The sequence below is a fragment of the Bacillus sp. 2CMS4F genome, from assembly GCF_023161785.1.
Lineage (GTDB): Bacteria > Bacillota > Bacilli > Bacillales > Bacillaceae > Bacillus > Bacillus halotolerans.
The window spans coordinates 585881-611981 of the sequence record NZ_JALNTO010000002.1; the positions used below are offsets into that span (position 1 = coordinate 585881).

The 26101-nt window shown below is 43.0% G+C and carries 28 protein-coding genes and 1 other annotated feature; of the genes, 25 read left to right on the plus strand and 3 right to left on the minus strand.

All coding sequences use genetic code 11. The annotated features are described in order from the left end of the window. Positions 1 to 7: 7 nt before the first annotated feature. Positions 8 to 934, minus strand: coding sequence for a Na/Pi symporter (locus MTN95_RS06590; protein WP_105953584.1), 927 nt, complete (start codon positions 932 to 934; stop codon positions 8 to 10). A 172-nt stretch (positions 935 to 1106) separates the two neighbouring features. Between MTN95_RS06590 and rpsU the strand changes: the two genes are divergently transcribed. The 25 genes from rpsU (at position 1107) to MTN95_RS06715 (ending at position 24152) form a co-directional block, all read left to right on the plus strand. Next, complete coding sequence (rpsU, locus tag MTN95_RS06595; RefSeq protein WP_003152957.1) at positions 1107 to 1280, plus strand: 30S ribosomal protein S21; 174 nt, start codon at positions 1107 to 1109, stop codon at positions 1278 to 1280. A gap of 14 nt (positions 1281 to 1294) precedes the next feature. After that, the gene (locus MTN95_RS06600; RefSeq protein WP_010334989.1) at positions 1295 to 1741 is read left to right on the plus strand and encodes a GatB/YqeY domain-containing protein; all 447 of its coding nucleotides are present in this window, start codon (positions 1295 to 1297) and stop codon (positions 1739 to 1741) included. Positions 1742 to 1871: 130 nt separating this feature from the next. Next, positions 1872 to 3185, plus strand: coding sequence for an NfeD family protein (locus MTN95_RS06605; protein ID WP_248337419.1), 1314 nt, complete (start codon positions 1872 to 1874; stop codon positions 3183 to 3185). 21 nt (positions 3186 to 3206) lie between these two features. Continuing rightward, the gene (floA, locus tag MTN95_RS06610) at positions 3207 to 4202 is read left to right on the plus strand and encodes a flotillin-like protein FloA (protein WP_105953586.1); all 996 of its coding nucleotides are present in this window, start codon (positions 3207 to 3209) and stop codon (positions 4200 to 4202) included. A 27-nt stretch (positions 4203 to 4229) separates the two neighbouring features. Then, complete coding sequence (locus tag MTN95_RS06615; protein ID WP_248337421.1) at positions 4230 to 4652, plus strand: hypothetical protein; 423 nt, start codon at positions 4230 to 4232, stop codon at positions 4650 to 4652. A gap of 55 nt (positions 4653 to 4707) precedes the next feature. Then, entirely contained in the window at positions 4708 to 4989 is a 282-nt protein-coding gene (gene yqfC / locus MTN95_RS06620) for a sporulation protein YqfC (RefSeq protein WP_024122093.1), read from the plus strand. An 18-nt stretch (positions 4990 to 5007) separates the two neighbouring features. Continuing rightward, positions 5008 to 6204 carry a sporulation protein YqfD gene (gene yqfD, locus MTN95_RS06625; protein ID WP_024122092.1) on the plus strand — a complete coding sequence of 399 codons (1197 nt, stop codon included), beginning with the start codon at positions 5008 to 5010 and terminating at the stop codon, positions 6202 to 6204. After that, positions 6201 to 7160 carry a PhoH family protein gene (locus MTN95_RS06630; protein WP_248337423.1) on the plus strand — a complete coding sequence of 320 codons (960 nt, stop codon included), beginning with the start codon at positions 6201 to 6203 and terminating at the stop codon, positions 7158 to 7160. Before yqfD ends, MTN95_RS06630 begins: the two co-directional genes overlap by 4 nt. 71 nt (positions 7161 to 7231) lie before the next feature. Next, positions 7232 to 9367 (plus strand): HD family phosphohydrolase, encoded by a 2136-nt coding sequence (pgpH, locus tag MTN95_RS06635; RefSeq protein ID WP_248337426.1) that lies wholly within the window; start codon positions 7232 to 7234, stop codon positions 9365 to 9367. Next, the gene (gene ybeY, locus MTN95_RS06640; protein ID WP_010334982.1) at positions 9368 to 9841 is read left to right on the plus strand and encodes an rRNA maturation RNase YbeY; all 474 of its coding nucleotides are present in this window, start codon (positions 9368 to 9370) and stop codon (positions 9839 to 9841) included. It begins immediately after the preceding gene. Further along, complete coding sequence (locus MTN95_RS06645) at positions 9822 to 10199, plus strand: diacylglycerol kinase family protein (protein ID WP_248337428.1); 378 nt, start codon at positions 9822 to 9824, stop codon at positions 10197 to 10199. Before ybeY ends, MTN95_RS06645 begins: the two co-directional genes overlap by 20 nt. A gap of 113 nt (positions 10200 to 10312) precedes the next feature. Further along, the gene (gene cdd / locus MTN95_RS06650; RefSeq protein ID WP_024122088.1) at positions 10313 to 10723 is read left to right on the plus strand and encodes a cytidine deaminase; all 411 of its coding nucleotides are present in this window, start codon (positions 10313 to 10315) and stop codon (positions 10721 to 10723) included. Then, positions 10704 to 11609 (plus strand): GTPase Era, encoded by a 906-nt coding sequence (gene era, locus MTN95_RS06655; RefSeq protein WP_101864543.1) that lies wholly within the window; start codon positions 10704 to 10706, stop codon positions 11607 to 11609. The genes cdd and era overlap by 20 nt, the downstream gene beginning before the upstream one ends. A 143-nt stretch (positions 11610 to 11752) precedes the next feature. After that, the gene (locus MTN95_RS06660; RefSeq protein ID WP_024122087.1) at positions 11753 to 11896 is read left to right on the plus strand and encodes a YqzL family protein; all 144 of its coding nucleotides are present in this window, start codon (positions 11753 to 11755) and stop codon (positions 11894 to 11896) included. Between the two features lie 36 nt (positions 11897 to 11932). After that, a complete protein-coding gene (gene recO / locus MTN95_RS06665) occupies positions 11933 to 12700 on the plus strand; it encodes a DNA repair protein RecO (protein WP_105953592.1) in 768 nt (255 codons plus the stop codon). Between the two features lie 39 nt (positions 12701 to 12739). After that, positions 12740 to 12914 (plus strand) — a binding site (T-box leader). 82 nt (positions 12915 to 12996) lie between these two features. Further along, entirely contained in the window at positions 12997 to 13884 is an 888-nt protein-coding gene (glyQ, locus tag MTN95_RS06670) for a glycine--tRNA ligase subunit alpha (RefSeq protein WP_010334976.1), read from the plus strand. Further along, positions 13877 to 15916 (plus strand): glycine--tRNA ligase subunit beta, encoded by a 2040-nt coding sequence (gene glyS, locus MTN95_RS06675; RefSeq protein WP_248337430.1) that lies wholly within the window; start codon positions 13877 to 13879, stop codon positions 15914 to 15916. The genes glyQ and glyS overlap by 8 nt, the downstream gene beginning before the upstream one ends. Positions 15917 to 16049: 133 nt before the next feature. Next, a complete protein-coding gene (gene ccpN / locus MTN95_RS06680) occupies positions 16050 to 16688 on the plus strand; it encodes a transcriptional regulator CcpN (RefSeq protein WP_024122084.1) in 639 nt (212 codons plus the stop codon). A gap of 25 nt (positions 16689 to 16713) precedes the next feature. After that, complete coding sequence (locus MTN95_RS06685) at positions 16714 to 17526, plus strand: pyruvate, water dikinase regulatory protein (protein ID WP_003237056.1); 813 nt, start codon at positions 16714 to 16716, stop codon at positions 17524 to 17526. Positions 17527 to 17779: 253 nt separating this feature from the next. Next, positions 17780 to 18274, plus strand: a complete 495-nt coding sequence (locus MTN95_RS06690; protein ID WP_024122083.1) for a YaiI/YqxD family protein — start codon at positions 17780 to 17782, stop codon at positions 18272 to 18274. Between the two features lie 33 nt (positions 18275 to 18307). Then, positions 18308 to 20119 (plus strand): DNA primase, encoded by a 1812-nt coding sequence (gene dnaG / locus MTN95_RS06695; protein WP_024122082.1) that lies wholly within the window; start codon positions 18308 to 18310, stop codon positions 20117 to 20119. Between the two features lie 199 nt (positions 20120 to 20318). Further along, positions 20319 to 21434, plus strand: coding sequence for an RNA polymerase sigma factor RpoD (rpoD, locus tag MTN95_RS06700; RefSeq protein WP_003226225.1), 1116 nt, complete (start codon positions 20319 to 20321; stop codon positions 21432 to 21434). Positions 21435 to 21762: 328 nt separating this feature from the next. After that, entirely contained in the window at positions 21763 to 22125 is a 363-nt protein-coding gene (gene cccA / locus MTN95_RS06705; RefSeq protein WP_105990425.1) for a cytochrome c550, read from the plus strand. 244 nt (positions 22126 to 22369) lie between these two features. After that, positions 22370 to 23038, plus strand: a complete 669-nt coding sequence (gene trmK, locus MTN95_RS06710; RefSeq protein WP_248337462.1) for a tRNA (adenine(22)-N(1))-methyltransferase — start codon at positions 22370 to 22372, stop codon at positions 23036 to 23038. Continuing rightward, entirely contained in the window at positions 23031 to 24152 is a 1122-nt protein-coding gene (locus tag MTN95_RS06715) for a Nif3-like dinuclear metal center hexameric protein (RefSeq protein WP_024122080.1), read from the plus strand. Before trmK ends, MTN95_RS06715 begins: the two co-directional genes overlap by 8 nt. 22 nt (positions 24153 to 24174) lie before the next feature. On the opposite strand, the gene MTN95_RS06720 is transcribed toward MTN95_RS06715, so the two are convergent. Beyond that, on the minus strand, positions 24175 to 25119 hold the full coding sequence (locus MTN95_RS06720; protein ID WP_105990428.1) for a 4-hydroxy-3-methylbut-2-enyl diphosphate reductase: 945 nt from the start codon (positions 25117 to 25119) through the stop codon (positions 24175 to 24177). Positions 25120 to 25242: 123 nt separating this feature from the next. Continuing rightward, the gene (vrrA, locus tag MTN95_RS06725; RefSeq protein WP_105953597.1) at positions 25243 to 25950 is read right to left on the minus strand and encodes a VrrA/YqfQ family protein; all 708 of its coding nucleotides are present in this window, start codon (positions 25948 to 25950) and stop codon (positions 25243 to 25245) included. Positions 25951 to 26101 lie beyond the last annotated feature (151 nt).

The window sequence follows — 26101 nt, forward strand, 5'->3', positions numbered from 1 at the left end:
TTTATGTTCAGTTTTTAGCTGGAATAAGCAGTTTAATAAAGCTGTAGAACAAGTTGGTAAGCGGTAAAAACAAAAGAGCTGATACGACATTAAATAGCAGGCTGAAATGGGCGATTCTTTGGGCAGGGTCTGCCGAGAGCTGTTCAACAAAGCCGGTCGCTGCCGCCAAAAACGGGAATACAATTGCTACGCCGATTATGTTAAACAAAACATGGGCGCACGCTGTCTGTTTTGCCGCATATCCACCGGATACAGCAGCCATGACAGCGGTAATGCATGTCCCGATGTTTGACCCAAGCACAACGCTCATTGCCTGTGTCAGTCCAATAACGCCTTCATTCATAAAGCTCATTAAAATGCCGACGCAGACAGAACTTGAGTGAATGATTGCAGTTAACACCATGCCGATAAGCAAAGCAGACCAGTTTGAGTCGTTTACATGATGAAGAATCCCTGCACCTGTTTTCAGCTGAGTAAGCGGTTCTGCAAGACGGCTGAAGCCGCTGATGCAAAAAAAGATAATTCCGAGTCCGAGGAAGCTTGTTCCCAGCTGTTTGAACGGATACCTGCCCGTCAGAAAAAACAGCAAACCGCCAATCAATAGAATCCAAATCAACACATCCATTTTGATTGCAAGAAATTCGGTTGTAAAGGTAGATCCGACATTTGTTCCAAGGATCATCGGTATTGTCCGTTTGAAAGAAAGGGCCCCCGCACTTACAAATCCGATGACAATTACCATAAAGGCGGAGCTGCTTTGGAGAAATCCTGTAAAAACAATACTGATGAGGAATGCTTTTAATGGATGATCCGTAAAAATCAGCAGCTGCTCTTCAATTTTTGAATACGTCAGCGAAATTAAACCTTTCCGAAGCATGTTCATTCCTGCGAGAAAGAATAATATAAGAGCGGTAAAACTAATCAGAAGCAACATTTTATTCACCAACCCCTTTCTATCATTATATAGACAGGCAGTCCCGCTCATGACAGAAAAGTGAACTCACTTAGTTGACCTGACTGAAGGCTTATATTATAATGTCAAAGTACATGTTTATATGTGTAACTTAAAGGTAGTCGATTGGTGTATTCGGAGGGAGGGAAAGAGAATGTCAAAAACGGTCGTTAGAAAAAACGAATCGCTTGAAGATGCTCTTCGTCGCTTCAAACGCAGTGTATCAAAGACAGGTACTTTGCAAGAAGCAAGAAAGCGCGAATTTTATGAAAAACCTAGCGTAAAGCGCAAGAAAAAGTCTGAAGCTGCTAGAAAACGCAAATTCTAAAAGAGGGTGGATTTATGAGTCTTCTTGAGCGACTTAACCAAGATATGAAGCTATATATGAAAAGCCGTGAGAAAGACAAACTGACTGTCGTTCGAATGGTTAAAGCTTCACTTCAAAACGAAGCAATTAAGCTTAAGAAAGACAGTTTGACCGAGGATGAGGAACTCACTGTCCTTTCTCGTGAACTTAAGCAACGTAAAGACTCCCTCCAGGAATTTTCAAACGCTAATCGTTTAGATTTAGTAGATAAAGTTCAAAAAGAGCTGGACATTTTAGAAGTTTATTTACCACAGCAGCTATCAGAAGAAGAGCTGCGTACAATCGTAAATGAAACCATCGCGGAGGTCGGTGCGAGCTCAAAAGCGGACATGGGCAAAGTGATGGGGGCAATTATGCCTAAAGTAAAAGGTAAAGCTGACGGAAGTTTAATTAATAAGCTTGTGAGCAGTCAACTGTCTTAAATGGCGAAGAAAAGGACATCTTTCTAAGAGAGATGTCTTTTTTTATACATAAAAAAATGAAACCTTTGATACATTTGTTACGTATGAAGAGAAGGCACTTAATATACGAGGAAGGAGGGATACATCGCCCTTGCTTCAAACAAAAGGATTCCGAGCGGCTCTTTTGAGCATATTTCTACTATCATTATTAGGAGTTCAGCTGCACACAAAAGCAGAAAAACAAACCGTCTACGTCATTCCCGTTGAAAAAAATGTCGAAAAGGGTCTTGCCTCGTTTTTGTCGCGTTCGCTACAAGATGCAGAGGCTCAGCATGCAAACCATATTATTCTTGATATCAACACACCGGGAGGACTGGTGAAATCAGCTATTGAAATAGCGGACACGATCAACGAAACAGATATCCCGATAACTGCTTATGTAAACAAACGGGCATTGTCTGCTGGTGCATATATCGCGTTACAGGCTGACGCCATTTATATGGCACCCGGAGGGAAAATGGGAGCCGCGGCGATCATAGACGGTAAAGGCAATGCTGCTGACAAAAAAGCTGAATCATTCTGGCTTGCGGAGCTGGAAGATGCTGCAGCAAAAAACAACCGTGATCCAAAATATGCGCGTGCCATGGCAGACCCTGATGTAGATGCAAGAGAAGCGGGCGCGCCGAAGGGAGATCTGCTTACGCTGACTGCGGAAAAAGCTGTTGACGTAGGCTATTCAGAAGGAACTGTTAAAAATCTTTCCGCGCTTGTGAAGAAGCTTGGATACGAAGATGCACATATCAGCTATGCTGAGGAAAGCTTTGCAGAAAAGGCAGCAAGGTGGCTGACCAGTCCGATTGTTGTTCCTATTTTATTGACAATTGCCTTTTTAGGTCTTACTGTTGAGCTTTTTTCTCCTGGTGTCGGTCTGCCTGGAACAGCAGGATTTATCGCTTTGATCCTGTTTTTTTACGGACATCTTGCAACGGGTCTTGCCGGATATGAAACGGTTCTCCTCTTTATAGCAGGGGTGATTCTGATCCTGATGGAGATACTCCTCCCCGGAGGAATTATTGGTTTACTTGGCTTGGGAGCAATTGTTGCGAGCTTATTTTTAGCCGCGGGAAGCTTCACAGTCATGGCGGTTTCTCTCTTGATCGCCTCAGCTGTTTCCATTACAGCTTTCATTTTACTGACAAGGGTGTTGGGAAAGCGTATGAAATTCTTTAAGAAGTTTATATTAAATGATTCTACAAATACAGAGAGCGGTTATGTATCAAACCAAACGCGCACGGACTTAATCGGCAAGGAGGGCGTGACCTTTACGCCGCTGCGCCCCGCGGGAACCGTCATTATCGATGACGAACGTCTTGATGTGGTATCTGAAGGATTATTTACAGAGAAAGATAAAAAAGTAAAAGTAATCAAAGTGGAAGGCTCGCGCATTGTCGTGAGAGAAATTTAAACAGAAACGAGGAGAAGTAGCATGGACCCATCAACATTAATGATACTGGCTATTGTCGTAGTAGGGATCATTGTCTTAGCTGTATTTTTTACATTTGTACCTGTTATGCTCTGGGTTTCAGCTTTAGCAGCCGGAGTTAAAATCAGCATTTTCACTCTAATAGGGATGAGGCTACGCCGCGTCATACCGAACCGGGTGGTTAATCCGCTGATTAAAGCGCATAAAGCGGGACTCGACGTTGGAACAAACCAGCTTGAAAGCCACTATCTTGCCGGGGGGAATGTAGATAGAGTCGTTAACGCACTTATCGCAGCTCAGCGTGCTAATATTGAGCTTACATTTGAACGCTGTGCAGCCATCGACCTTGCCGGCCGTGATGTATTGGAAGCCGTGCAAATGAGCGTTAATCCGAAGGTCATTGAAACACCGTTTATTGCAGGCGTTGCCATGGACGGAATTGAAGTGAAGGCGAAAGCGAGAATTACAGTAAGAGCCAATATCGACCGCCTCGTCGGGGGTGCGGGTGAGGAAACGATTGTAGCCCGTGTAGGCGAAGGGATCGTCTCTACAATCGGTTCATCCGAAAATCACAAAAAAGTGCTGGAGAACCCTGATATGATTTCTCAAACGGTTCTCGGTAAAGGCCTGGATTCAGGAACCGCCTTTGAAATTCTTTCGATCGATATTGCTGATGTTGACATTGGTAAAAACATCGGGGCGATCTTGCAGACGGATCAGGCAGAGGCCGACAAAAATATTGCACAGGCCAAAGCCGAAGAACGCCGTGCAATGGCTGTTGCTCAAGAACAGGAAATGCGCGCGCGTGTAGAAGAAATGCGAGCTAAAGTGGTTGAAGCCGAAGCGGAAGTGCCGCTTGCGATGGCCGAAGCCTTACGCGAAGGAAATATCGGCGTCATGGACTACATGAATATTAAAAACATTGATGCAGACACAGATATGCGTGATTCATTCGGTAAATTAACGAAAGACCAATCGGATGAAGACCGCAAATCATAATCTCTCTATACAGAAGGGAGAATAGTGATGGAAGATATACTGACGAATCCGCTTGTTATTGCAGCGATTATCGGAATTATTTCAACGATTTTCGGCAAAGTGAAAAAAGAAGAAAAAAACAATCAAAATCAAAAAAGAAAAAAGCCGCAGACAATGAAACCTGCTTCTGTTCAAAATAAACAATCAGCTGAAGAAACGCAAGCTCCTATTCCAAACCGCTTGGAACAGATGAGACAAGAAGCTGAAGACAGACGGAAGGAAACGGAAAGAAACCTGAAAGGGCTTGAGCGGGATCTTACTGCCGCCAAACATAAAGCTGTGTATACCAAGCAAAAACTGCTTCAGGTCAATAAAGACACTGTGGTGCAAGGCATAGTCTTAGGCGAGGTATTCGGTCCGCCAAGGGCAAAAAAACCTCATCACACAATGCGTGCAGCCCGCAAAAATTAAGTGTTAGAACCTTCTTTCAAATCATACATATGAGATGAAAGGGGGTTCTTTTTGTATGGGGCAAAGAAAGAATCGTTTAAAAGCTTGGCTGACAAGAGCATTGGAAATTCCCCCGGACGTTATGATGGATCTGCCGCGGATCACAATGGTCGGCAGACTTCATATCTACATAGAAAACCACAGAGGCCTTCTGCTGTTCAGTGAGAATGAAGTGAGGCTGATGCTGAAGCAGGGCCAGTGCATCATATCAGGAAAAAACTTTGTTATCAAAGCGATTCTTCCGGAAGAAATACTTTTGGAGGGTACGATTGATGTCGTTCGATATGTTGAGTCATAAAGCCGAGGGGGAAATGTTGTGAAAAATAAATGGCTGTCTTTTTTTGGTGGTAAGGTCCAGCTTGAAGTGACGGGACGAGGCATTGAACGGCTCCTTAATGAATGCACAAGAAGAGGGATTCCGATCTTTCATCTGAAAAAAAAGAAAGAAGCCGTCTTGTTATATATACAGCTTCAGGATGTACATGCCTTTCGGCGTGTCAGAAGAGAGTTTGACTGTAAAGCCCGTTTTATCAATCGAAAAGGGTTCCCGTTCTTATTGCTGAAATCCAAACTGAATTTAGGTTTTACCATTGGTTTTGCGCTTTTTTTTATCCTTTTGTTTTTGCTCTCCAATATGGTGTGGAAAATTGAAGTGACTGGTGCCAAGCCTGAAACGGAGCACCAAATGATGCAGCATTTGAAGGAAATCGGCGTCAAAAAAGGGCGATTGCAATTTTTAATGCAGTCTCCCGAAAAAATACAAAAATCGTTAACCAACGGAATAGACAATATCACGTGGGTCGGAGTCGATTTGAAAGGCACGACCATCCACATGAAAGTTGTAGAGAAAAATGAGCCTGAAAAAGAAAAGTATGTCAGTCCGCGCCACATTGTCGCCAAAAAGAAAGCAACCATTACAAGAATGTTTGTTCAGAAAGGACAGCCCATGGCCGCAATCCATGATCATGTGGAAAAGGGGCAAATGCTTGTCTCCGGCTTAATCGGAAGCGAAGATGAGCAGCAGGAAGTCGCCTCTAAAGCTGAAATTTACGGCGAGACCTGGTACAGATCTGAAGTAACGGTGCCCCTTGAAACATTATTTAACGTCTATACGGGCAAAGTAAGGACAAAGCACAAGCTTTCTTTTGGCTCATGGGCTTTCCCAATCTGGGGGATAACGCTTAAAAAAGAAGAATTAAAACATCCAAAAACAGAACAAGAGAAGCATTCGCTTCATTTTCTCGGTTTGGAGCTCCCTGTTTCTTATATCAAAGAGCAAACGAGAGAAAGTGAAGAGGCTTTGCGAAAATATACGAAAGAAGAAGCAGTTCAAGAAGGAATCAAAATGGGTAAACGGGATGTAGAGAGTAAAATAGGCGAGGACGGCGAGGTGAAAAGTGAAAAAGTTTTGCACCAGACAGTCGAGAATGGTAAAGTAAAGTTGATTATTCTCTACCAAGTTATAGAAGATATCGTTCAAACCACACCTATTGTCAGGGAGACTGAAGAATGACAGAACATTTACTTGCGATGAATCAAAAACTGAAAAGCCCGGACGAGGCGCTTTCACTGTTCGGGAATCAAGATTCTTTTTTGACACTGATGGAGAAAGATCTGGATGTAAATATCATTACGCGGGGCGAAACGATTTATATTTCAGGCGATGAAGAATCGTTTCAGATTGCCGACAGGCTTCTGGGATCACTTCTCGCATTAATTCGCAAGGGGATAGAGATCTCTGAACGTGATGTGATTTCCGCCATCAAGATGGCAAAAAAGAATGAACTTGAATATTTTGAAAGCATGTACGAAGAAGAAATTACAAAAAACGCAAAAGGCAAACCGATCCGTGTGAAAACCATGGGACAGCGGGAATACGTAGCCGCCATGAAACGAAATGATCTTGTATTTGGCATCGGCCCGGCGGGAACCGGAAAAACGTACCTTGCTGTCGTAAAAGCAGTCCACGCATTGAAAAACGGACATATTAAAAAAATCATTTTAACAAGACCTGCGGTAGAAGCCGGTGAAAGCCTCGGTTTTTTACCAGGTGACCTCAAAGAGAAAGTAGATCCTTATTTGCGCCCGCTGTATGACGCTCTTCATGATGTCCTTGGAACAGATCATACAGAACGGCTGCTGGAAAGAGGAGTCATTGAAATCGCTCCGCTCGCTTATATGAGAGGCCGGACGCTTGATGATGCCTATGTTATACTTGATGAAGCACAGAACACTACGCCTGCCCAAATGAAAATGTTTTTGACGAGACTGGGTTTTGGCTCTAAAATGATCATTACAGGTGACGTTAGCCAAATTGATCTGCCGAAAGGCGTCAAATCGGGACTTGCAGTAGCGAGAGAGATGCTGAAAGAAATCAACGGCATTTCTGTGATTGAACTGGACCAGACAGACGTGGTCAGACATCCGCTTGTTGCGAAAATTATTGAAGCATACGATAAGCAAAATTAATCCTGAATGACCCGATCGCGCGTTATCGGGTCATTTTTGCTTATGAGCTTGATTTTCTAGAGGAGGTTCTTGTGTTGAAAAAGAAGGGGAAGACCAAAAGCGGCTCAAAAAAGTGGCGCGGCTTTAAAAATGCCCGTTCCATGCATGTACTGCTGTATCTTCTGCTGGCTGCGATTATGTTCGCATTGCTTTTTGTACATGTGAAGCCGGAAACGCTTGATTTAGACCTATTTTCAGTCAGCGACAAGACCATTTATGCTCCGGCAACTGTGGAAGATCAAAAAGCGACAGAGGAAAAAAAGCAAGCTGCTGAGGATGCGGTCGAAGATCAATATACCTTAAAGAAAGATTATACAGACAATCGAATTGATCTTGTGTCATCGATATTCGACAGTATCAGTGAAGTGAAAAAATCAGCAGAAGAAGACAGCAGTTCACCATCAGAAAAAACAATGATTAAGTCGGTGAAAAATAAGCTGACGTCAGATGTGAATGATTCTATATCAGAGGATGCCATCAAGACTTTGCTGAAGGCGGACCATGAAGATTTTTCATTTGTCAGAGATACTGTCATAACAGCAGTAAACTCAGTGATGAGCAGTGAAATCCCGTCGGATAAATTATCTGAAGCAAAAGATAAAGTGCAAAAAGAACTGAAGAGTAATTCTATCCCGTCTAAATATTTGGGAGCCGCCACGGAAATCGGGCGTTACGCCATTATTCCGAATTACGTCTTCGATCCAAAAGCAACAGAGGCAAAACGCCAGGAAGCGTCAGACAATGTTCAGCAGGTTCAGATCAAACAGGGGCAGGTGCTCGTGGAAGAAAATGACCTCATTGATCGGGAAGTGTACAGAAAGCTTGAGCTGACCGGATTGTTAAATAACTCCAATTTGTTCAAGCCGATTAGCGGCCTTTTGATTATGATCGGGCTTTTCATTGCTACACTCGTTTACTATTTCGAAAAACAGAATCAAAATCTGAAATTCAAAAACAAGTCGATCCTATTATTCTCCATTATTACAACGCTTTTGCTTGTTATTATGGAGGTTGTCAGTTTATTTCAAAAGATGGAATATAACAATATTGGCTATCTTGTCCCCATTGCGGCCGGTGCAATCTTAATCAAGCTGCTGATGAATGAACGGATCGCTATTTTAGGAAGTATCATTCTTGCGATTTGCGGAAGTATGATGTTTAATCAAGGTGTGACAGGAACATTTAATTATGTCATTGGTATTTATTATTTGATCAGCGGTATTTCCGGTGTTTTGTTTTTAGGAAAACACAATGGCAGATCAAAAATTTTGCAGACCGGGCTTTTTGTGGCGTTTATCAATATGATTGTGGTTCTATCTCTATTATTGATTCAAAACACCGCGCTGTCAGGCTTGGAAATCGGGACGCTCATGCTGATGGGGGTTGTGTCGGGTTTCGCTTCCTCCGTATTAATTATCGGGCTTATGCCGTTTTTTGAGACAGGTTTCGGCATTTTGTCCACAATGAGGCTGATCGAGCTGTCTAACCCTAACCATCCGTTGCTTCGAAAAATACTGACAGAAACACCAGGTACATATCACCACAGCGTCATGGTCGCTAATTTGTCAGAGGCCGCCTGCGAGGCGGTAGGGGCAAATGGTTTGCTTGCAAGAGTCGGTGCGTATTATCACGACCTCGGAAAAACAAAGCGGCCGCAGTATTTTATTGAAAATCAAATGAATATTGACAATCCGCATGATAAGCTTTCTCCGCAGCTCAGTAAAAATATCATTATTTCGCATACCACTGACGGAGCGAATATGCTGAGGAACTATAAATTTCCAAAGGAGCTTGTGGATATTGCTGAGCAGCACCACGGGACCTCTCTTTTGAAATTCTTTTATTATAAAGCGAAGGAAAAAGGCGATCAGATTACAGAGGAAGAATTTCGTTACCCGGGACCGAAGCCGCAGTCAAAAGAAGCCGCGATTATATCAGTGGCAGACAGTGTCGAGGCGGCTGTCAGATCGATGCATAATCCAAATCCTGAACGAATTGAAAAGCTTGTCCGGGGTATTATATCCGATAAGCTTCAGGACGGACAGTTTAGTGAATGCGATTTGACATTTAAAGAGCTTGATACAATCGCAAAAACGCTTTGTGCAACATTAAAAGGAATTTTCCACTCCCGGATTGAATATCCGGAGGCTACTAAGAAGGTGAAATAGATGAGTTTATTGATTGATATCGTAGATGAAACCGGAAGTGTCTCTGAAGAGATGCTTAAAGAAGTAGAAAATCTGCTTCAATTTGCCGCTGAGCGCGAAGGAGTTCAGGACCAGGCTGAGGTTTCTGTCACGATCGTTACCAATGAAGACATTCAGCAGATCAATAAAGAGTATCGGGGAAAGGATACGCCGACAGACGTCATCTCTTTTGCTCTTGAAGAAGAGGGAGAAGACGAAGTTGAAATTGTCGGTGCTGAAATGCCGCCGGTTCTAGGTGACATTATCATCAGTGCAGATCGTACAAGAGAGCAGGCTGAAGAATATAACCATTCTTTCAAGAGAGAGCTTGGCTTTCTAGCGGTACATGGATTCCTGCATCTTTTAGGATATGACCATATGACGAAAGAGGAAGAAGAGGAGATGTTTACTAAGCAAAAGGATTTGCTGGACGCCTATGGACTCAAGAGATCATAGAAATGAGCTGAAGCGATTCCTAATGAGCTTCGTGCACGCAGGGCGGGGCATATGGAGAACGGCGCGGACGGAGCGGAATTTTCAATTTCATGCCGCGGCTGCCTGCGCCGTTATCATTTGCAGTTTTCTCGTTAATCTCAGCCTGACAGAGTGGGCTATTATTTTTCTTTTGATTGGCGGAATGCTTTCACTGGAGCTTTTAAATACAGCTATTGAACACACGGTTGATTTAGTAACAGATAAGCATCACCCGCTTGCTAAGGCGGCTAAGGACGCTGCTGCCGGGGCTGTTTGCGTTTTTGCCGTGATTTCGTGTATTATTGGTTTACTTATTTTTTTGCCAAAGCTGTATGGCTGAAAATTCTTACATTTATTTTACATTTTTAGAAATGGGCGTGAAAAAAGGAGCGCCATTATGTAAAATATAAAGTGATAGCGGTACCATTATAGGTAAGAGAGGAACATGCACACATGAACAGACAGAAATTGATAACAGAAGCTTTAAAAGCGCGTGACATGGCATATGCACCGTATTCCAAGTTTAAAGTAGGAGCCGCTCTTCTTACCAAAGATGGAAAAGTGTACAGAGGCTGCAATATAGAGAATGCGGCATACAGCATGTGCAACTGCGCTGAGCGTACCGCTTTGTTTAAAGCTGTTTCTGAAGGCGATACTGAGTTTCAGATGCTGGCAGTAGCTGCTGACACCCCGGGACCAGTATCACCGTGCGGAGCCTGCCGGCAGGTGATTTCTGAGCTCTGCACAAAGGACGTTATTATCGTGCTGACCAATTTACAAGGACAAATACAAGAAATGACTGCAGAAGAATTATTGCCAGGCGCATTTTCATCGGAGGATTTACATGACGAACGAAAGCTTTAAATCAGGATTTGTATCCATTATCGGAAGACCAAACGTAGGGAAGTCTACTTTTTTGAACAGAGTGATCGGCCAAAAAATCGCGATCATGAGTGATAAGCCCCAAACAACAAGAAATAAGGTGCAAGGGGTATTAACGACAGGCACATCACAAACGATTTTTATTGACACACCAGGAATTCATAAGCCTAAGCATAAGCTTGGGGACTTTATGATGAAAGTGGCGCAAAATACATTAAAAGAAGTCGATTTGATTTTATTTATGATCAATGCTGAGGAAGGCTATGGCAAGGGCGACGAGTTCATTATTGAGAAACTGCAGAATACCTCGACACCTGTTTTCTTAATCGTAAACAAAATTGACAAGATTCATCCTGATCAATTGCTTCTGCTAATTGACGAATACCGCAGGCGATATCCTTTTAAGGAAATTGTTCCGATCTCTGCATTAGAGGGAAATAACATTGAAACATTGCTGGCGCAGATTGAAGCATATTTGCCTGAAGGTCCGCAGTTTTATCCGAGTGACCAGGTGACCGATCATCCGGAGCGCTTTATCATTTCTGAGTTGATCAGGGAAAAGGTGCTGCATCTGACAAGGGAAGAGATCCCGCACAGCATTGCGGTAAGCATCGAATCGATTAAAGGGCAGGACAACGGATCCGTGCACGTGGCGGCAACAATTGTGGTCGAACGGGATTCTCAAAAAGGCATTGTCATCGGAAAAAAAGGCAGCCTGCTGAAAGAAGTCGGAAAAAGAGCGAGAGCGGATATCGAGGCCCTCTTAGGTTCTCGCGTCTATCTAGAATTGTGGGTAAAAGTGCAGAAAGACTGGCGTAACAAAATGTCCCAGCTTCGCGACTTCGGCTTTAAAGAGGATGAATATTAATCACTTGCTGTGTCATTATCTCACATGAACAGGGATACATTAGCAAATTTTGTTTAACATGAAATGGAGGACATCTGGTCAAGATAAAGGTAAGAATTTGGAGTTTAGGTAAGCTAGTTTAACTACAGAAAGGTGGGTTTCTTGTGTTGAATTTTACCTGGAACGTATTTTCTCAAACAGGAAATGTTGATACGTATCTTCTTTTTAAAGAACTGGAAAAAGAGAACATGGAAAGACCCGAAGAACTAGAAGATGAGCTAGCCCGATTTGATTTTCCAATTTTATAGACCTCTTGACCGCTCCTGTTTTAGGAAGGTGCGGAAATGCTGACAAAATGTGAAGGAATCGTTCTTCGTACCAATGATTACGGAGAGACGAATAAAATTGTTACTTTACTGACAAGAGAACACGGAAAAATAGGTGTTATGGCCAGAGGAGCCAAAAAACCGAACAGCCGTTTATCAGCAGTCAGCCAGCCCTTTTTGTATGGTTCATTCCTAATGCAGAAAACAACAGGCCTCGGAACCCTTCAGCAGGGTGAAATGATTCTCAGCATGAGAGGCATCAGAGAGGATTTGTTTTTAACTGCATATGCAGCTTTTATTGCTGAGCTCGTTGACAAAGGCACAGAAGAAAAAAAACCAAATCCCTATTTGTTTGAATTTATTTTAGAATCTTTTAAACAGCTTGACGAAGGAACAGACCCAGATGTTATTACCTTCATTGTTCAAATGAAGATGCTTGCTGTGATGGGACTGTATCCTGAGCTTAATCACTGTGTGCATTGTAAAAGCCAGGATGGGACATTCCATTTTTCTGTTCGCGATAACGGTTTTATTTGCCATCGCTGCTTTGACAAAGACCCTTACAAGGTGCCGATTAAACCGCAAACGGCAAGGCTTTTGAGACTGTTTTATTACTTCGACCTTTCAAGAATTGGCAATGTGTCTTTAAAACAGGAAACGAAAGATGAATTAAAGCAAGTAATTGACTTGTACTACGAAGAATATTCGGGGGTTTATCTGAAATCGAAGCGTTTTCTAGATCAAATGGAGAGCATGAAACATCTTATGGGTGAAAACAAAAGTTGACATATGGCCCATCTTTTTATATGATCATTTATTATAAAATATGTTGCAGTGAGAGAAAGAAGTACTTGCGTTTACCTCATAAAAGCGACCTTAGGACGGTGTAAGCTAAGGATGAGCGCGCAACGAAAGGCATTCTTGAGCAATTTTAAAAAAGAGGCTGGGATTTTGTTCTCAGCAACTAGGGTGGAACCGCGGGAGAACTCTCGTCCCTATGTTTGCGGCTGGCAAGCATAGAGACGGGAGTTTTTGGGTTGCTGCCGCAGCAATTTTATGAAAGAAAAGTGGAGGTGCTTGAAATGAATATTCAAGACATGATTCTAACCCTGCAGAAGCATTGGTCTAATGAAGGCTGTGTGCTCATGCAGGCATACGATGTAGAAAAAGGGGCCGGCACGATGAGCCCGTATACATTTTTGCGCAGTATCGGTCCTGAGCCGTGGAAAGTGGCTTACGTTGAGCCGTCAAGACGCCCAGCTGACGGCCGATACGGAGAAAACCCGAACAGACTCTATCAGCATCATCAATTTCAGGTCATCATTAAACCATCACCTGATAACATTCAAGAGCTGTATTTAGACTCTTTGCGCGCTCTCGGAATTGATCCGCTTGAGCATGACATCCGTTTTGTTGAGGACAACTGGGAGAATCCGTCTTTAGGCTGTGCGGGTCTTGGCTGGGAAGTATGGCTTGACGGGATGGAAATTACACAATTCACGTATTTCCAGCAGGTTGGGGGACTTGAGTGTAAGCCTGTTTCCGTGGAAATTACATACGGAATTGAGCGTCTGGCCTCTTATATTCAGGATAAAGAAAATGTATTTGATCTTGAGTGGACGTCAGGGTTTACTGTGAAAGATTTATTCATGATGGCTGAGTACGAGCATTCCGTTTATACATTTGAAACATCTGACGTTGATATGCTGTTCCAATTATTCAGCACGTATGAAAAAGAAGCGATCAAGCAAATGGATAACGGTCTTGTGCATCCCGCATATGACTACGTGCTTAAATGCTCGCACACATTCAACCTTCTTGATGCCAAAGGGGCAATCTCTGTTACAGAGCGGACAGGCTATATCGGAAGAGTGCGGAATTTAGCAAGAAAAGTCGCAAAAACCTATTATGAGGAACGAGAAAAACTAGGGTTCCCAATGCTTAAAGGGGAGGGTTCTTCTCATGAGTAAACAGGATTTACTTTTAGAGATCGGATTAGAGGAAATGCCGGCGCGCTTTTTGAATGAAAGCATGGTTCAGCTTGGTGAAAAGCTGACAGGCTGGCTTGCAGAAAAAAATATTGCACACGGTGAAGTGAAGCTTTTTAATACACCGAGACGCCTTGCTGTTTTAGTAAAGGGTGTAGCAGAAAAGCAGGATGATATAAAAGAAGAAGCAAAAGGGCCTGCAAAAAAAATTGCCCTTGATGCTGACGGCAACTGGACAAAAGCGGCGATTGGGTTTTCAAAAGGTCAAGGTGCCAGCGTGGAAGACTTGTATATGAAAGAAATAAAAGGCACGGAATATGTTTTTGTGCAAAAATTCCAAGCAGGACAAGAAACCAAAACGCTTCTGCCTGAACTGAACAGCTTAATTACAAGCCTCCATTTCCCGAAAAACATGAGATGGGGAAATGAAGATCTGCGTTATATCCGACCGATTAAATGGATTGTCGCTTTATTTGGCCAGGATGTCATTCCGTTTGCAATCACAAATGTTGAGTCAGGCCGGACGACACAGGGGCACCGGTTCCTCGGGCATGAAGTGTCTATTGAATCACCTTCAAGTTATGAAGAACAGCTGAAACAGCAGCATGTTATTGCTGATCCAAATGTTCGCAAACACATGATTCAATCGCAGCTGGAAGCAATGGCCGAAGAAAACAATTGGAGTATTCCGGTTGACGAGGACCTCCTTGATGAGGTCAATCATTTAGTAGAATATCCGACGGCTCTTTACGGGTCATTTGAATCTGAGTTTCTGTCCATTCCTGAGGAAGTGCTTGTAACGACAATGAAAGAGCATCAGCGCTATTTCCCTGTTAAAGACAAAAACGGAGATTTGCTGCCTTACTTTATCACAGTCCGTAACGGAAACAGCCACGCGATCGAAAATGTCGCGCGAGGCAATGAAAAAGTGCTGCGTGCGCGTTTATCAGATGCTTCCTTCTTCTACAAGGAAGACCAGAAACTGAACATTGATGAAAATGTAAAGAAGCTCGAAAACATTGTGTTCCATGAAGAGCTTGGCTCTCTCGCTGATAAGGTAAGAAGAGTAACAGCGATCGCAGAGAAGCTTGCTGTCCGTCTTCAAGCTGATGAAGATACATTAAAATATGTGAAACGTGCTGCTGAAATTTCTAAATTTGACCTTGTGACACATATGATATATGAGTTCCCTGAGCTTCAAGGAATTATGGGTGAAAAGTATGCGAAAATGCTTGGCGAACATGATGCTGTAGCCGCAGCTGTCAACGAACACTATATGCCTAGATCTGCAGGCGGAGAAACGCCTTCCACTTTCACTGGGGCGGTAGTTGCCATGGCGGATAAGCTGGATACAATCGCATCCTTCTTCTCTATTGGCGTCATTCCGACTGGTTCACAGGATCCTTACGGCTTGCGCCGCCAAGCGAGCGGTATTGTCGCTATTCTGCTTGACCGGAACTGGGGCATTTCGTTTGAAGAACTGCTGACTTTCGTACAAACCGAAAAAGAAACCGAACTGTTAGATTTCTTCACTCAGCGTCTAAAATACGTCTTAAATGCGGAGCAGATCAGACATGATGTAATAGATGCCGTGCTGGAAAGCTCTGAGCTTGAGCCATATTCGGCGCTCCACAAAGCGCAAGTGCTGGAACAAAAATTGGGTGCGCCAGGCTTTAAGGAAACAGCAGAAGCTTTAGGCCGAGTGATCTCTATCAGCAAAAAAGGAGTTCGCGCGGAAATTCAGCCTGATTTGTTTGAAAATGAATACGAAGCGAAGCTGTACGAAGCTTATCAAGCTGCTAAACAAAATCTGCAGGAAAGCTTCAGCAAAAAGGATTATGAGGCGGCACTTTCTTCCCTTGCGGCCTTGAAGGAACCGATTGATGCTTATTTCGACCATACGATGGTTATTGCTGATAACGAGACATTAAAGGCAAACCGATTAGCGCAAATGGTAAGCTTGGCGGATCAGATCAAGTCCTTTGCTAATATGAATGCCCTTATTGTAAAATAAAGAAAGAAAAGGCGGTTGCTGTGGGATCGGTAATCGTCTTTTCCCCATTTGAAAGTTTTTTTGTTTGATTACAAAGCATTTACGTTATAATATGGTTTATTATTTCTTTACATAGATACGAAGTGAAAAGGTGGTGAGTACGATCGAACTAAATAAACGGCAAGAACATATTTTGCAGATTGTAAAAGAAAACGGACCGATTACAGGGGAGCATATTGCCGAACAGCTGAATTTAACGAGAGCAACACTGCGTCCGGATTTAGCCATACTCACCATGTCAGGTTTCCTTGAGGCGCGCCCGAGAGTCGGTTATTTCTATACTGGAAAAACCGGCACGCAGCTTTTGGCAGATAAACTGAAAAAGCTTCAGGTGAAAGACTTTCAATCTATCCCCGTCGTTATTCACGAGAACGTTTCTGTATATGATGCGATTTGCACCATGTTTTTAGAAGATGTAGGTACTCTGTTTGTAGTGGACCGTGATGCTGTTTTAGTCGGAGTGCTTTCACGAAAGGATTTACTACGAGCCAGCATCGGCCAGCAGGAGCTTACTTCTGTCCCTGTGCACATTATTATGACTAGAATGCCGAATATTACAGTGTGCAGACGCGAGGATTATGTGATGGACATTGCAAAGCACTTAATTGAAAAACAAATCGATGCGCTGCCTGTCATCAAAGATACCGATAAAGGATATGAAGTGATCGGCAGAGTGACGAAAACGAATATGACCAAAATACTTGTCAGTTTATCAGAAAATGAAATCCTATAAGAGCGCAGACTAACGGGGGGATAATATGAATAACCGCATCATCTATGTTGTATCGGATTCCGTCGGTGAAACGGCCGAATTGGTAGTCAAAGCTGCATTAAGCCAATTTAACGGCTCAGCGGATGATACACATGTAAGAAGAATTCCTTATGTTGAAGACATTGGCACTATCAATGAAGTGATTTCACTTGCAAAAGCAGATGGAGGCATTATCTGTTTTACACTTGTGGTGCCGGAAATAAGAGAATATTTGATTGCCGAAGCGGAAAAAGCAAATGTTTTATATTATGATATTATCGGCCCGTTAATTGATAAAATGGAAACAGCCTACGGTTTAACGGCGAAATATGAACCGGGACGGGTCCGCCAGCTTGATGAAGATTATTTCAAAAAGGTCGAAGCGATTGAATTTGCTGTTAAATACGATGATGGGCGTGACCCACGAGGCATTTTAAAAGCTGATATCGTTTTGATCGGTGTATCGAGAACCTCTAAAACACCGTTATCTCAATATCTTGCCCACAAGCGGCTGAAGGTTGCCAATGTTCCGATTGTTCCGGAGGTTGACCCGCCGGAAGAGCTCTTTAATGTTGACCCGAAAAAATGCATCGGCCTGAAGATTAGTCCGGATAAACTGAATCATATCAGAAAAGAACGGTTAAAATCGCTTGGCCTCAATGACAAGGCCATCTATGCAAATATCAACAGAATTAAAGAGGAACTGGAATATTTCGAAAAGATCGTGGATCGAATCGGCTGCCAGGTTGTAGATGTTTCAAATAAAGCAGTAGAAGAAACAGCAAATATTATCCATCATCTCAAAACGAAAAACATGTAACTCAGGACGCTCTATCCTGGGTTTTTGACTTTGCCAAAAGGGAATAATGAAAAACAATAGCATCTTTGTGAAGTTTGTATTATAATAAAAAATTGTGATAAAATGATTAATTTTAGGTTTAAGGTTAGTGTGATACGAATAAACTATTATGGGTAAGATGTCAAGAATTTCTCCCGGAAATTTTTCGACAAATTCATATACACCCGCATTTTTGCAGGGTGTGCGATTTTGCTTGCTTTTATGCAGGAGTTTAATGGAGGGATGGAGAATTACTCTTCTTAATGAAAAAGAAAAGACGATTTTTGTCGATGCTGATGCTTGTCCCGTAAAAGATGAAATTTTACAAACAGCATCCGATTATGAAGTTCAAGTTCTTTTTGTCGCTTCATTTGAACATTACCAGCTTTCCAGAAGTCAGGAAGAAAAATGGAAGTATGTTGATCCTCATAAAGAAGCTGCTGATTTATATATCGCAAATCATGTAAAACCGGGAGATGTCGTGGTGACGCAGGATATTGGTTTAGCATCCCTGCTTGTGAACAGGAATGTCACCGTCATGTCGGAGAGAGGGCGTCTTTACAAGGAAGATACGATTGATTTTGCCCTTGAAGGCCGTCATGTTTCCGGCAAACAAAGGAGAAAAGGCATATATGCCAAAGGGCCTAAAAAATTGAATCATGAAGATCGAGAACGATTTGTTACACTGCTGCAAAAAATCCTGTCGAACGATGAAGGGATTTTGCACTAAAACATCGAATAATGTACGACGGAGTGTTATAAGATGGGAAATCGGATACCAGATGAAATTGTAGACAAGGTGCAAAAGTCGGCAGATATCGTTGAAGTCATAGGTGATTATGTTCAATTAAAGAAGCAAGGCCGAAACTACTTTGGACTCTGTCCTTTTCACGGAGAAAGCACACCTTCGTTTTCCGTATCGCCAGACAAACAGATTTTTCATTGCTTCGGCTGCGGAGCGGGCGGCAATGTTTTCTCTTTTTTGAGGCAGATGGAGGGCTATTCGTTTGCTGAGTCGGTTTCCCACCTTGCGGACAAATACCACATTGATTTTCCAGATGATATAACGGTTCACACCGCAGTCCGGCCAGAATCCTCCGGAGAACAAAAAATGGCGGAGGCTCATGAGCTTCTGAAGAAATTTTACCATCATTTGTTAATAAATACAAAAGAAGGTCAAGAAGCGCTGGATTATTTGCTTGCAAGAGGGTTTACAAAAGAGCTGATTGATGAATTTCAGATCGGCTATGCTCTTGATTCTTGGGATTTCATAACAAAATTTCTCGTCAAGCGGGGCTTCAGTGAAACACAAATGGAAAAAGCGGGTCTGCTAATCAGACGCGAAGACGGAAGCGGATATTTTGACCGTTTCAGAAACCGGATCATGTTTCCGATCCATGACCATCATGGAGCTGTTGTGGCTTTCTCAGGCCGAGCGCTTGGCAGCCAGCAGCCAAAATATATGAACAGTCCGGAAACGCCGCTTTTTCATAAAAGCAAGCTGCTTTATCATTTTCACAAGGCCCGCCTTCATATCAGAAAGCAGGAAAGAGCTGTCTTATTCGAGGGATTCGCTGATGTCATATCAGCGGTAAACTCAGGCGTAAAAGAGAGTATAGCGACGATGGGCACGTCTCTGACAGATGATCATGTAAAGATTCTGAGAAGAAACGTGGAGGAAATCATTCTTTGCTATGACTCTGATAAAGCCGGATATGAAGCCACCTTGAAAGCTGCAGAGCTTCTTCAGAAAAAAGATTGTAAAGTCAGAGTCGCAATGATCCCTGACGGATTGGACCCTGACGATTACATTAAACAGTACGGCGGAGAAAAATTCAAAAACGACATTGTCGATGCAAGCGTTACGGTAATGGCGTTTAAAATGCAATATTTCCGGAAAGGAAAGAACCTGTCCGATGAAGGCGATCGATTAGCCTACATTAAAGAAGTACTTAAAGAAATCAGCGCGCTGTCAGGATCACTTGAACAGGAAGTCTACGTGAAACAGCTTGCTTCCGAATTTTCGATTTCCCAGGAGTCATTAACTGAGCAGCTGACTGTATTCGGCAGGCAAAACAAACCTGCTGACAGCAGCGGTGAAACGAAAACAAGAAGAGCGCATCTGACAACTAAGGCAAGGCAAAAACGGCTGCGCCCGGCGTATGAAAATGCAGAAAGGCTTTTACTGGCGCATATGCTTCGTGACAGGGGCGTCATAAAAAAAGTCATTGACCGGGTCGGGTTTGAATTTAATATTGATGAACACCGCGCTTTGGCCGCCTATCTGTACGCTTTTTATGAAGAGGGTGCCGAGCTGACGCCTCAGCACCTTATGGCCAGGGTGACGGATGATCATATAAGCCAGGTACTGTCTGATATTTTAATGCTTCAGATTAATCAAGAACTCAGCGAGGCCGAGTTATCAGATTATGTGAAAAAAGTGTTGAATCACAGAAAATGGTCAATGATAAAAGAAAAAGAGGCGGAAAGAGCCGAAGCCGAAAGGCAAAAAGATTTTTTGAGAGCGGCATCTCTGGCTCAAGAAATCGTTACTTTGAACCGATCTTTAAAATAACCGGGACAACTGATGAGGAGCTTTCATTGGCAATGATTCCTTGCGGAGGAGCAAATAGATCGCTTGACCTCATCATGAATTGTCATTTCATTATTCGCACATTGTTAAAGGCAGTTCACATAGAAAACGCCTGAATGGACCGAATAAGAATCATACCGCTTTTAGAATTCGTTGCAAGCTTTGGAAGGAGGGATCCATAATGGCTGATAAACAAACCCACGAAACTGAATTAACATTCGACCAAGTGAAAGAACAATTAACCGAGTCTGGTAAAAAACGTGGCGTTTTGACATATGAAGAAATTGCTGAGCGTATGTCCAGCTTTGAGATTGAATCAGACCAAATGGATGAGTATTATGAATTTTTAGGTGAACAAGGTGTTGAATTAATTAGTGAGAATGAAGAAACAGAAGATCCTAATATTCAGCAGCTTGCCAAAGCCGAAGAAGAATTTGACCTTAATGACCTAAGTGTACCGCCTGGTGTCAAAATCAATGACCCAGTTCGTATGTATTTAAAGGAAATCGGCCGGGTTAACCTTCTTTCTGCAAAGGAAGAAATCGCCTATGCGCAAAAAATTGAAGAAGGTGATGAAGAATCCAAACGCAGATTGGCTGAAGCGAACCTGCGGCTTGTTGTCAGCATCGCCAAACGGTACGTCGGACGCGGAATGCTATTCCTTGACCTGATCCAAGAAGGTAACATGGGTCTGATGAAAGCCGTTGAGAAATTTGATTACCGTAAGGGTTATAAATTCAGTACGTATGCTACGTGGTGGATCAGACAGGCGATTACACGCGCCATTGCCGATCAGGCGAGAACGATCCGGATCCCCGTTCATATGGTTGAAACCATTAATAAATTAATCCGCGTACAGCGTCAGCTATTGCAAGACTTAGGCAGAGAGCCAACACCTGAAGAAATTGCGGAAGACATGGATTTAACACCTGAAAAAGTACGTGAAATCTTAAAAATAGCACAAGAGCCAGTGTCCCTTGAAACACCGATTGGTGAAGAGGATGATTCCCATCTTGGTGATTTTATCGAAGATCAAGAGGCTACTTCACCTTCAGATCACGCGGCATACGAGCTATTGAAAGAGCAGCTTGAAGACGTGCTTGATACGTTAACAGATCGTGAAGAAAATGTATTGCGGCTTCGATTCGGTCTTGATGACGGACGTACAAGAACATTGGAAGAGGTCGGCAAGGTATTTGGAGTTACGAGAGAGCGTATTCGACAAATCGAAGCGAAAGCGCTGCGGAAACTAAGACATCCTAGCAGAAGTAAACGTTTGAAAGATTTTCTAGAATAAGATGGAACGGGTCTTGCAGATCCGTTCTTCTTTTTTTAAAAAGATATATGGATAATATGCCTTTATTTTACTGAAAAATGATGTCATTTGCAAATGAACATTGTGATGAAAAATTTCAATATACCAATCCATATTTTCTATTGTAAGCGTATACAATACATTATACAATAGAATAAAAGGAATGTTAGAGAAATAGGCATGTTTTGATTCAATTTTGTATAAAGTGTGAATAAAAAACTTTTGTATGCCAATCCATTTACTTTTTGTAAAAATAAGTTAGAATTAGAAGTGTTTACATAGGGGGAAGGATCATAAAGGGGGAAGGGAAATGAAATGGAATCCGCTTATTCCATTTTTACTGATCGCTGTTTTAGGAATTGGTCTGACTTTCTTTTTATCAATAAAGGGGCTTGATGACTCTCGCGAGATTGCGAGCGGTGGAGAAAGCAAGTCTGCTGAAAAAGATGATGCAAACGCTTCACCGGAAGATATTTACAAGGCGAATTGTATCTCGTGTCACGGGGAAAATTATGAAGGAGTTTCGGGTCCGAGTTTAAAAGGTGTAGGGGATAAGAAGGATGTCGCTGAAATCAAAACAAAGATTGAAAAAGGCGGTAATGGAATGCCTTCTGGTCTTGTTCCGGCTGATAAGCTTGATGATATGGCAGAATGGGTGTCTAAAATTAAATAAAGGATGTATCTTTCTCCTTATACGTTCTCAGGCCGCCGAGATGTTCTCGACAGCCTTTTATTTTTGTCCGTCATCCCATACTTGATGTTGTTCCTGCAAAGAAATAAACTGAAATTCATTCGCTCAGCTTGGATTCCGGGCTGATTTTTTATATGATAGAAAAGGAAAAAATGATTGAGAAAAGTTGTGATGACTAGTGAACGAATTAAAATTATCAAAACGATTACAAACAGTAGCGGAGTACATACCGGATGGAGCAGTAGTAGCGGATATTGGTTCTGACCATGCTTACCTTCCCTGTTATGCGGTGCTGAATCATAAAGCCAGCAAAGCTATTGCTGGAGAAATAACAGACGGTCCATTCTTGTCTGCCAAACGGCAGGTCGAAAAATCGGGCTTAAGCGCACACATAACGGTAAGGCAAGGAGACGGCCTGGAAGTGCTTCAGAAAGGTGAGGCTGACGCCATAACAATTGCCGGTATGGGCGGGTCACTGATCGCTCATATTTTAGAAGCAGGCAAAGAAAAACTGACAGGTGAAGAACGGCTTATTTTACAGCCGAATATTCATGCCGTTCATATTAGAGAGTGGCTGTATAAAGAAGGATACGCACTTATTGATGAAGTGATTCTTGACGAAGACGGAAAGTGCTATGAGGTGCTAGTGGCCGAAGCCGGAGACAGAGATGCAGCTTATGTCGGAATTTCTTTGCTCGCCGGAATGCTCGTAGGCCCATTTTTGGCAAAAGAAAAGAATGCTGTATTTTTGAAAAAATGGACACAAGAGCTTCAGCATACTCAAAATATATATGAACAGATCAGCCGTGCTGCAACATCTGAAGATAACAAACAGAAATTGAAGGAACTAACCGATCGAATGAAGCTATTAAAGGAGGTTATCGATCATGGCTAAAACGGTAAACGGACAGCAAGTCATCCAGCTGTTTGAACAATTTTCTCCGAAAGCTTATGCAGTTGAGGGCGATAAAATCGGTCTGCAAATCGGCAGTTTAAATAAACCGGTTAAAAATGTGATGGTTACGCTGGATGTATTGGAAAGCGTCGTCGATGAAGCGATTGAAAAAGATGTTGATTTAATCATTGCGCACCACCCTCCTATTTTCCGGCCGCTAAAGCATATTTCAACTGATCAGCCCGGCGGAAGGCTGATTGAAAAGTGTTTGAAGCATGATATTGCTGTCTATGCGGCTCATACTAACTTAGATGTTGCTGACGGCGGCGTAAATGATCTGCTTGCTGAGGCCTTGGAGCTGAGTGAAACTGAAGTATTGGCCCCTACTTATACCGATCCTCTTAAAAAGCTGGTCGTATACGTGCCGAAAGAATATGAGGAGCAGGTCAGAGGAGCACTGGGAAATGCGGGGGCAGGCCATATCGGTGAGTACAGCCATTGTGCGTTTTCATCTGAGGGCATTGGCAGCTTTAAGCCACTGGACGGCGCACAGCCCTTTATCGGAGAGGTAGGAGAGCTTGAGCTCGTTCATGAAGTCAGACTGGAGACTGTGTTTCCTAAAAGCATAGAAAAAGCCGTTATAAACGCAATGATAAAAAGCCATCCATATGAAGAAGTGGCTTATGATGTTTATCCTGTCGAACAGTCACCAGCTGAAAAAGGGCTAGGCCGTGTCGGAACACTTAAAAATGAAATGACGCTTCAGGAATTCGCTTTGTTTGTGAAAGACAAGCTTCAAGTGAACGGCGTCAGAATGGTGGGACAGGCTGACAGCATGGTGAAGAAAGTAGCTGTTCTCGGAGGAGACGGGAACAAGTATATCCACCAGGCAAAACGAAAAGGCGCAGATGTTTACGTTACAGGTGATCTATATTTCCATGTTGCCCATGATGCGATGATGCTTGGTCTGAATGTCATTGATCCAGGCCATTACGCTGAAAAAATCATGAAAGAAGGCGTCACAAAAAAACTGACGTCAATGTGTAAGGATAAAAAAGTAGACGTCAATATCTTTATTTCCGAAACGGATACAAATCCATTTACTTTTCTATAAAAAAACTGAGGCTGTGAGGGCCTCAGTTTTTTGCTTTCACTTTCGGAAGGATTTTTTTGAGCGGAACATTGTGTTCGATTGTCCAAGTTGATGGGTTTTCATGATCGAACTGTTCTAAAAAGCGAATCACTTCTTTGGTGATCGGTGTCGGTGTTGAAGCTCCGGCAGTAACGGCGACGGTATTTACGCCTTTAAGCCATTCCAGTTTTAATTCGCTTAGATCGCCGATTCGGTACGCTTTTGTGCCGGCTATTTCCTCTGACACTTGAGCGAGCCGGTTTGAATTGTTGCTTTTCGGGTCGCCGACAACGATCGTTAAGTCCGCTTTTTTCGCCTGTTCCGATACAGCTTCCTGCCGTACCTGGGTAGCCAGGCAAATCTCTTGGTGATATTCAACGTGAGGATATTTTTCCTTCACAAGCTCCATAATATCGTGAACATCCCATTGAGACATTGTCGTTTGGTTTGTTACGATCAATTTTTCAGCTTGGATATCGAGATTTTTGACATCTTCCGGCGTTTCAACCAAGTGAACGATATCAGGCGCAACGCCAACCGCTCCTTCCGGCTCCGGATGGCCTTTTTTGCCGATATAGATTACGTGGTATCCTTTTTCTTTCATTTCTAAGATTAAATTATGGGTTTTCGTTACATCCGGACATGTAGCATCTATTGCGACTAATCCTTTTTCTTCGGCGATTCGTCTAACCTCGGGAGAAACGCCGTGCGCTGTGAAAATGACAGTTCCTTTGTCAACCTGCTTCAGGATGTCCAGTCGATTAGCGCCGTCCAATGTATAAATGCCATCTTCCTCAAACGCATCAGTGACGTGTTTATTATGAACAATCATCCCGAGTATATAAATGGGTCTTGGCAAGCTTTTATCCAGTGCCGCGTTTTTAGCGATTACCATAGCGTCAACAACACCATAGCAATAGCCGCGCGGCGAAATTTTAATTACGTCCATTTTCGGTTGTCCTCCAATACAGAAGTGAGTAAAGGCAATATAAAAAGCCGTAATCAAACGGCTCTAATCTTGCATTCTTCTGATCTCCATTATAGCCAAACTCACTCCAGATATCAAAGAATGTTAAATATATAATCTCGGCTTTGAACTGCCTGATGTTTTTTTCGAGGAAGGAGAGGGCGTTTCATTTTTCTTTGAGACAGATGTTTTTGATTCTTGTTCCTTCAAGTCCGGTGCTTCTGTTTTTTTTGCAGGTGATGAACTGCTTGCTTTTGATTTTTTCTTTTCGGCAGAGTCGCTGGACGCAGTTTTCTTTTCTGTTTCTGCACTTTCTTCCGATTCTGTCTTCGTTTCTTCTTCAGTGCCCTCTGTATCATCGTTTTTGCTTAATTGACTGTAAAGCTTTATCATTGCCGGCAGATTGCGGACTAAGGGTCCGTACTGCTGGATCATAGGGGTGACTTGCTGCGCCATGCCGAGCACTTTTTGCACATTGTTGAGCATACTGGATAACGATGCCGGATTAGCGAGATTTTGAATGCCTTGCAGACCTGCTCCTCCGCCTGCGGCTGCTCCGGGGGCCCCTGTGCCTCCTGCGCCGGGCAGAAATTTGGACAGCATCCCTTTTAAGCCTGTGCCCGCCCCATTTCTTGCTCCGGCGTTTGGCTGAGGAAGAAATTGCTGCCCTGATTGCTGGAAACCTTGCTGCGGCGGACCAAATGAAGGTCTTCGCATTTCAGGCGCTGTTCTTCCCATCATGCGCTGGTTTTGCATAGGGCGGGGCGGACCGGGCTGCGGATAGTTTCTCATTGGCTGCTGCTGTGAAAACATACTTGTACCTCCTTTCAGCTCTCTCTGCTATTACAATATGCATGGGTTTCGGTATTTGCTTTCCTTATCTGAATAAAACAAACGCCTTCCAAACGTGGTGTTTTTAAGGTAAATCGGGTATAATGTGATGATGGACACATAATGTGCCGCT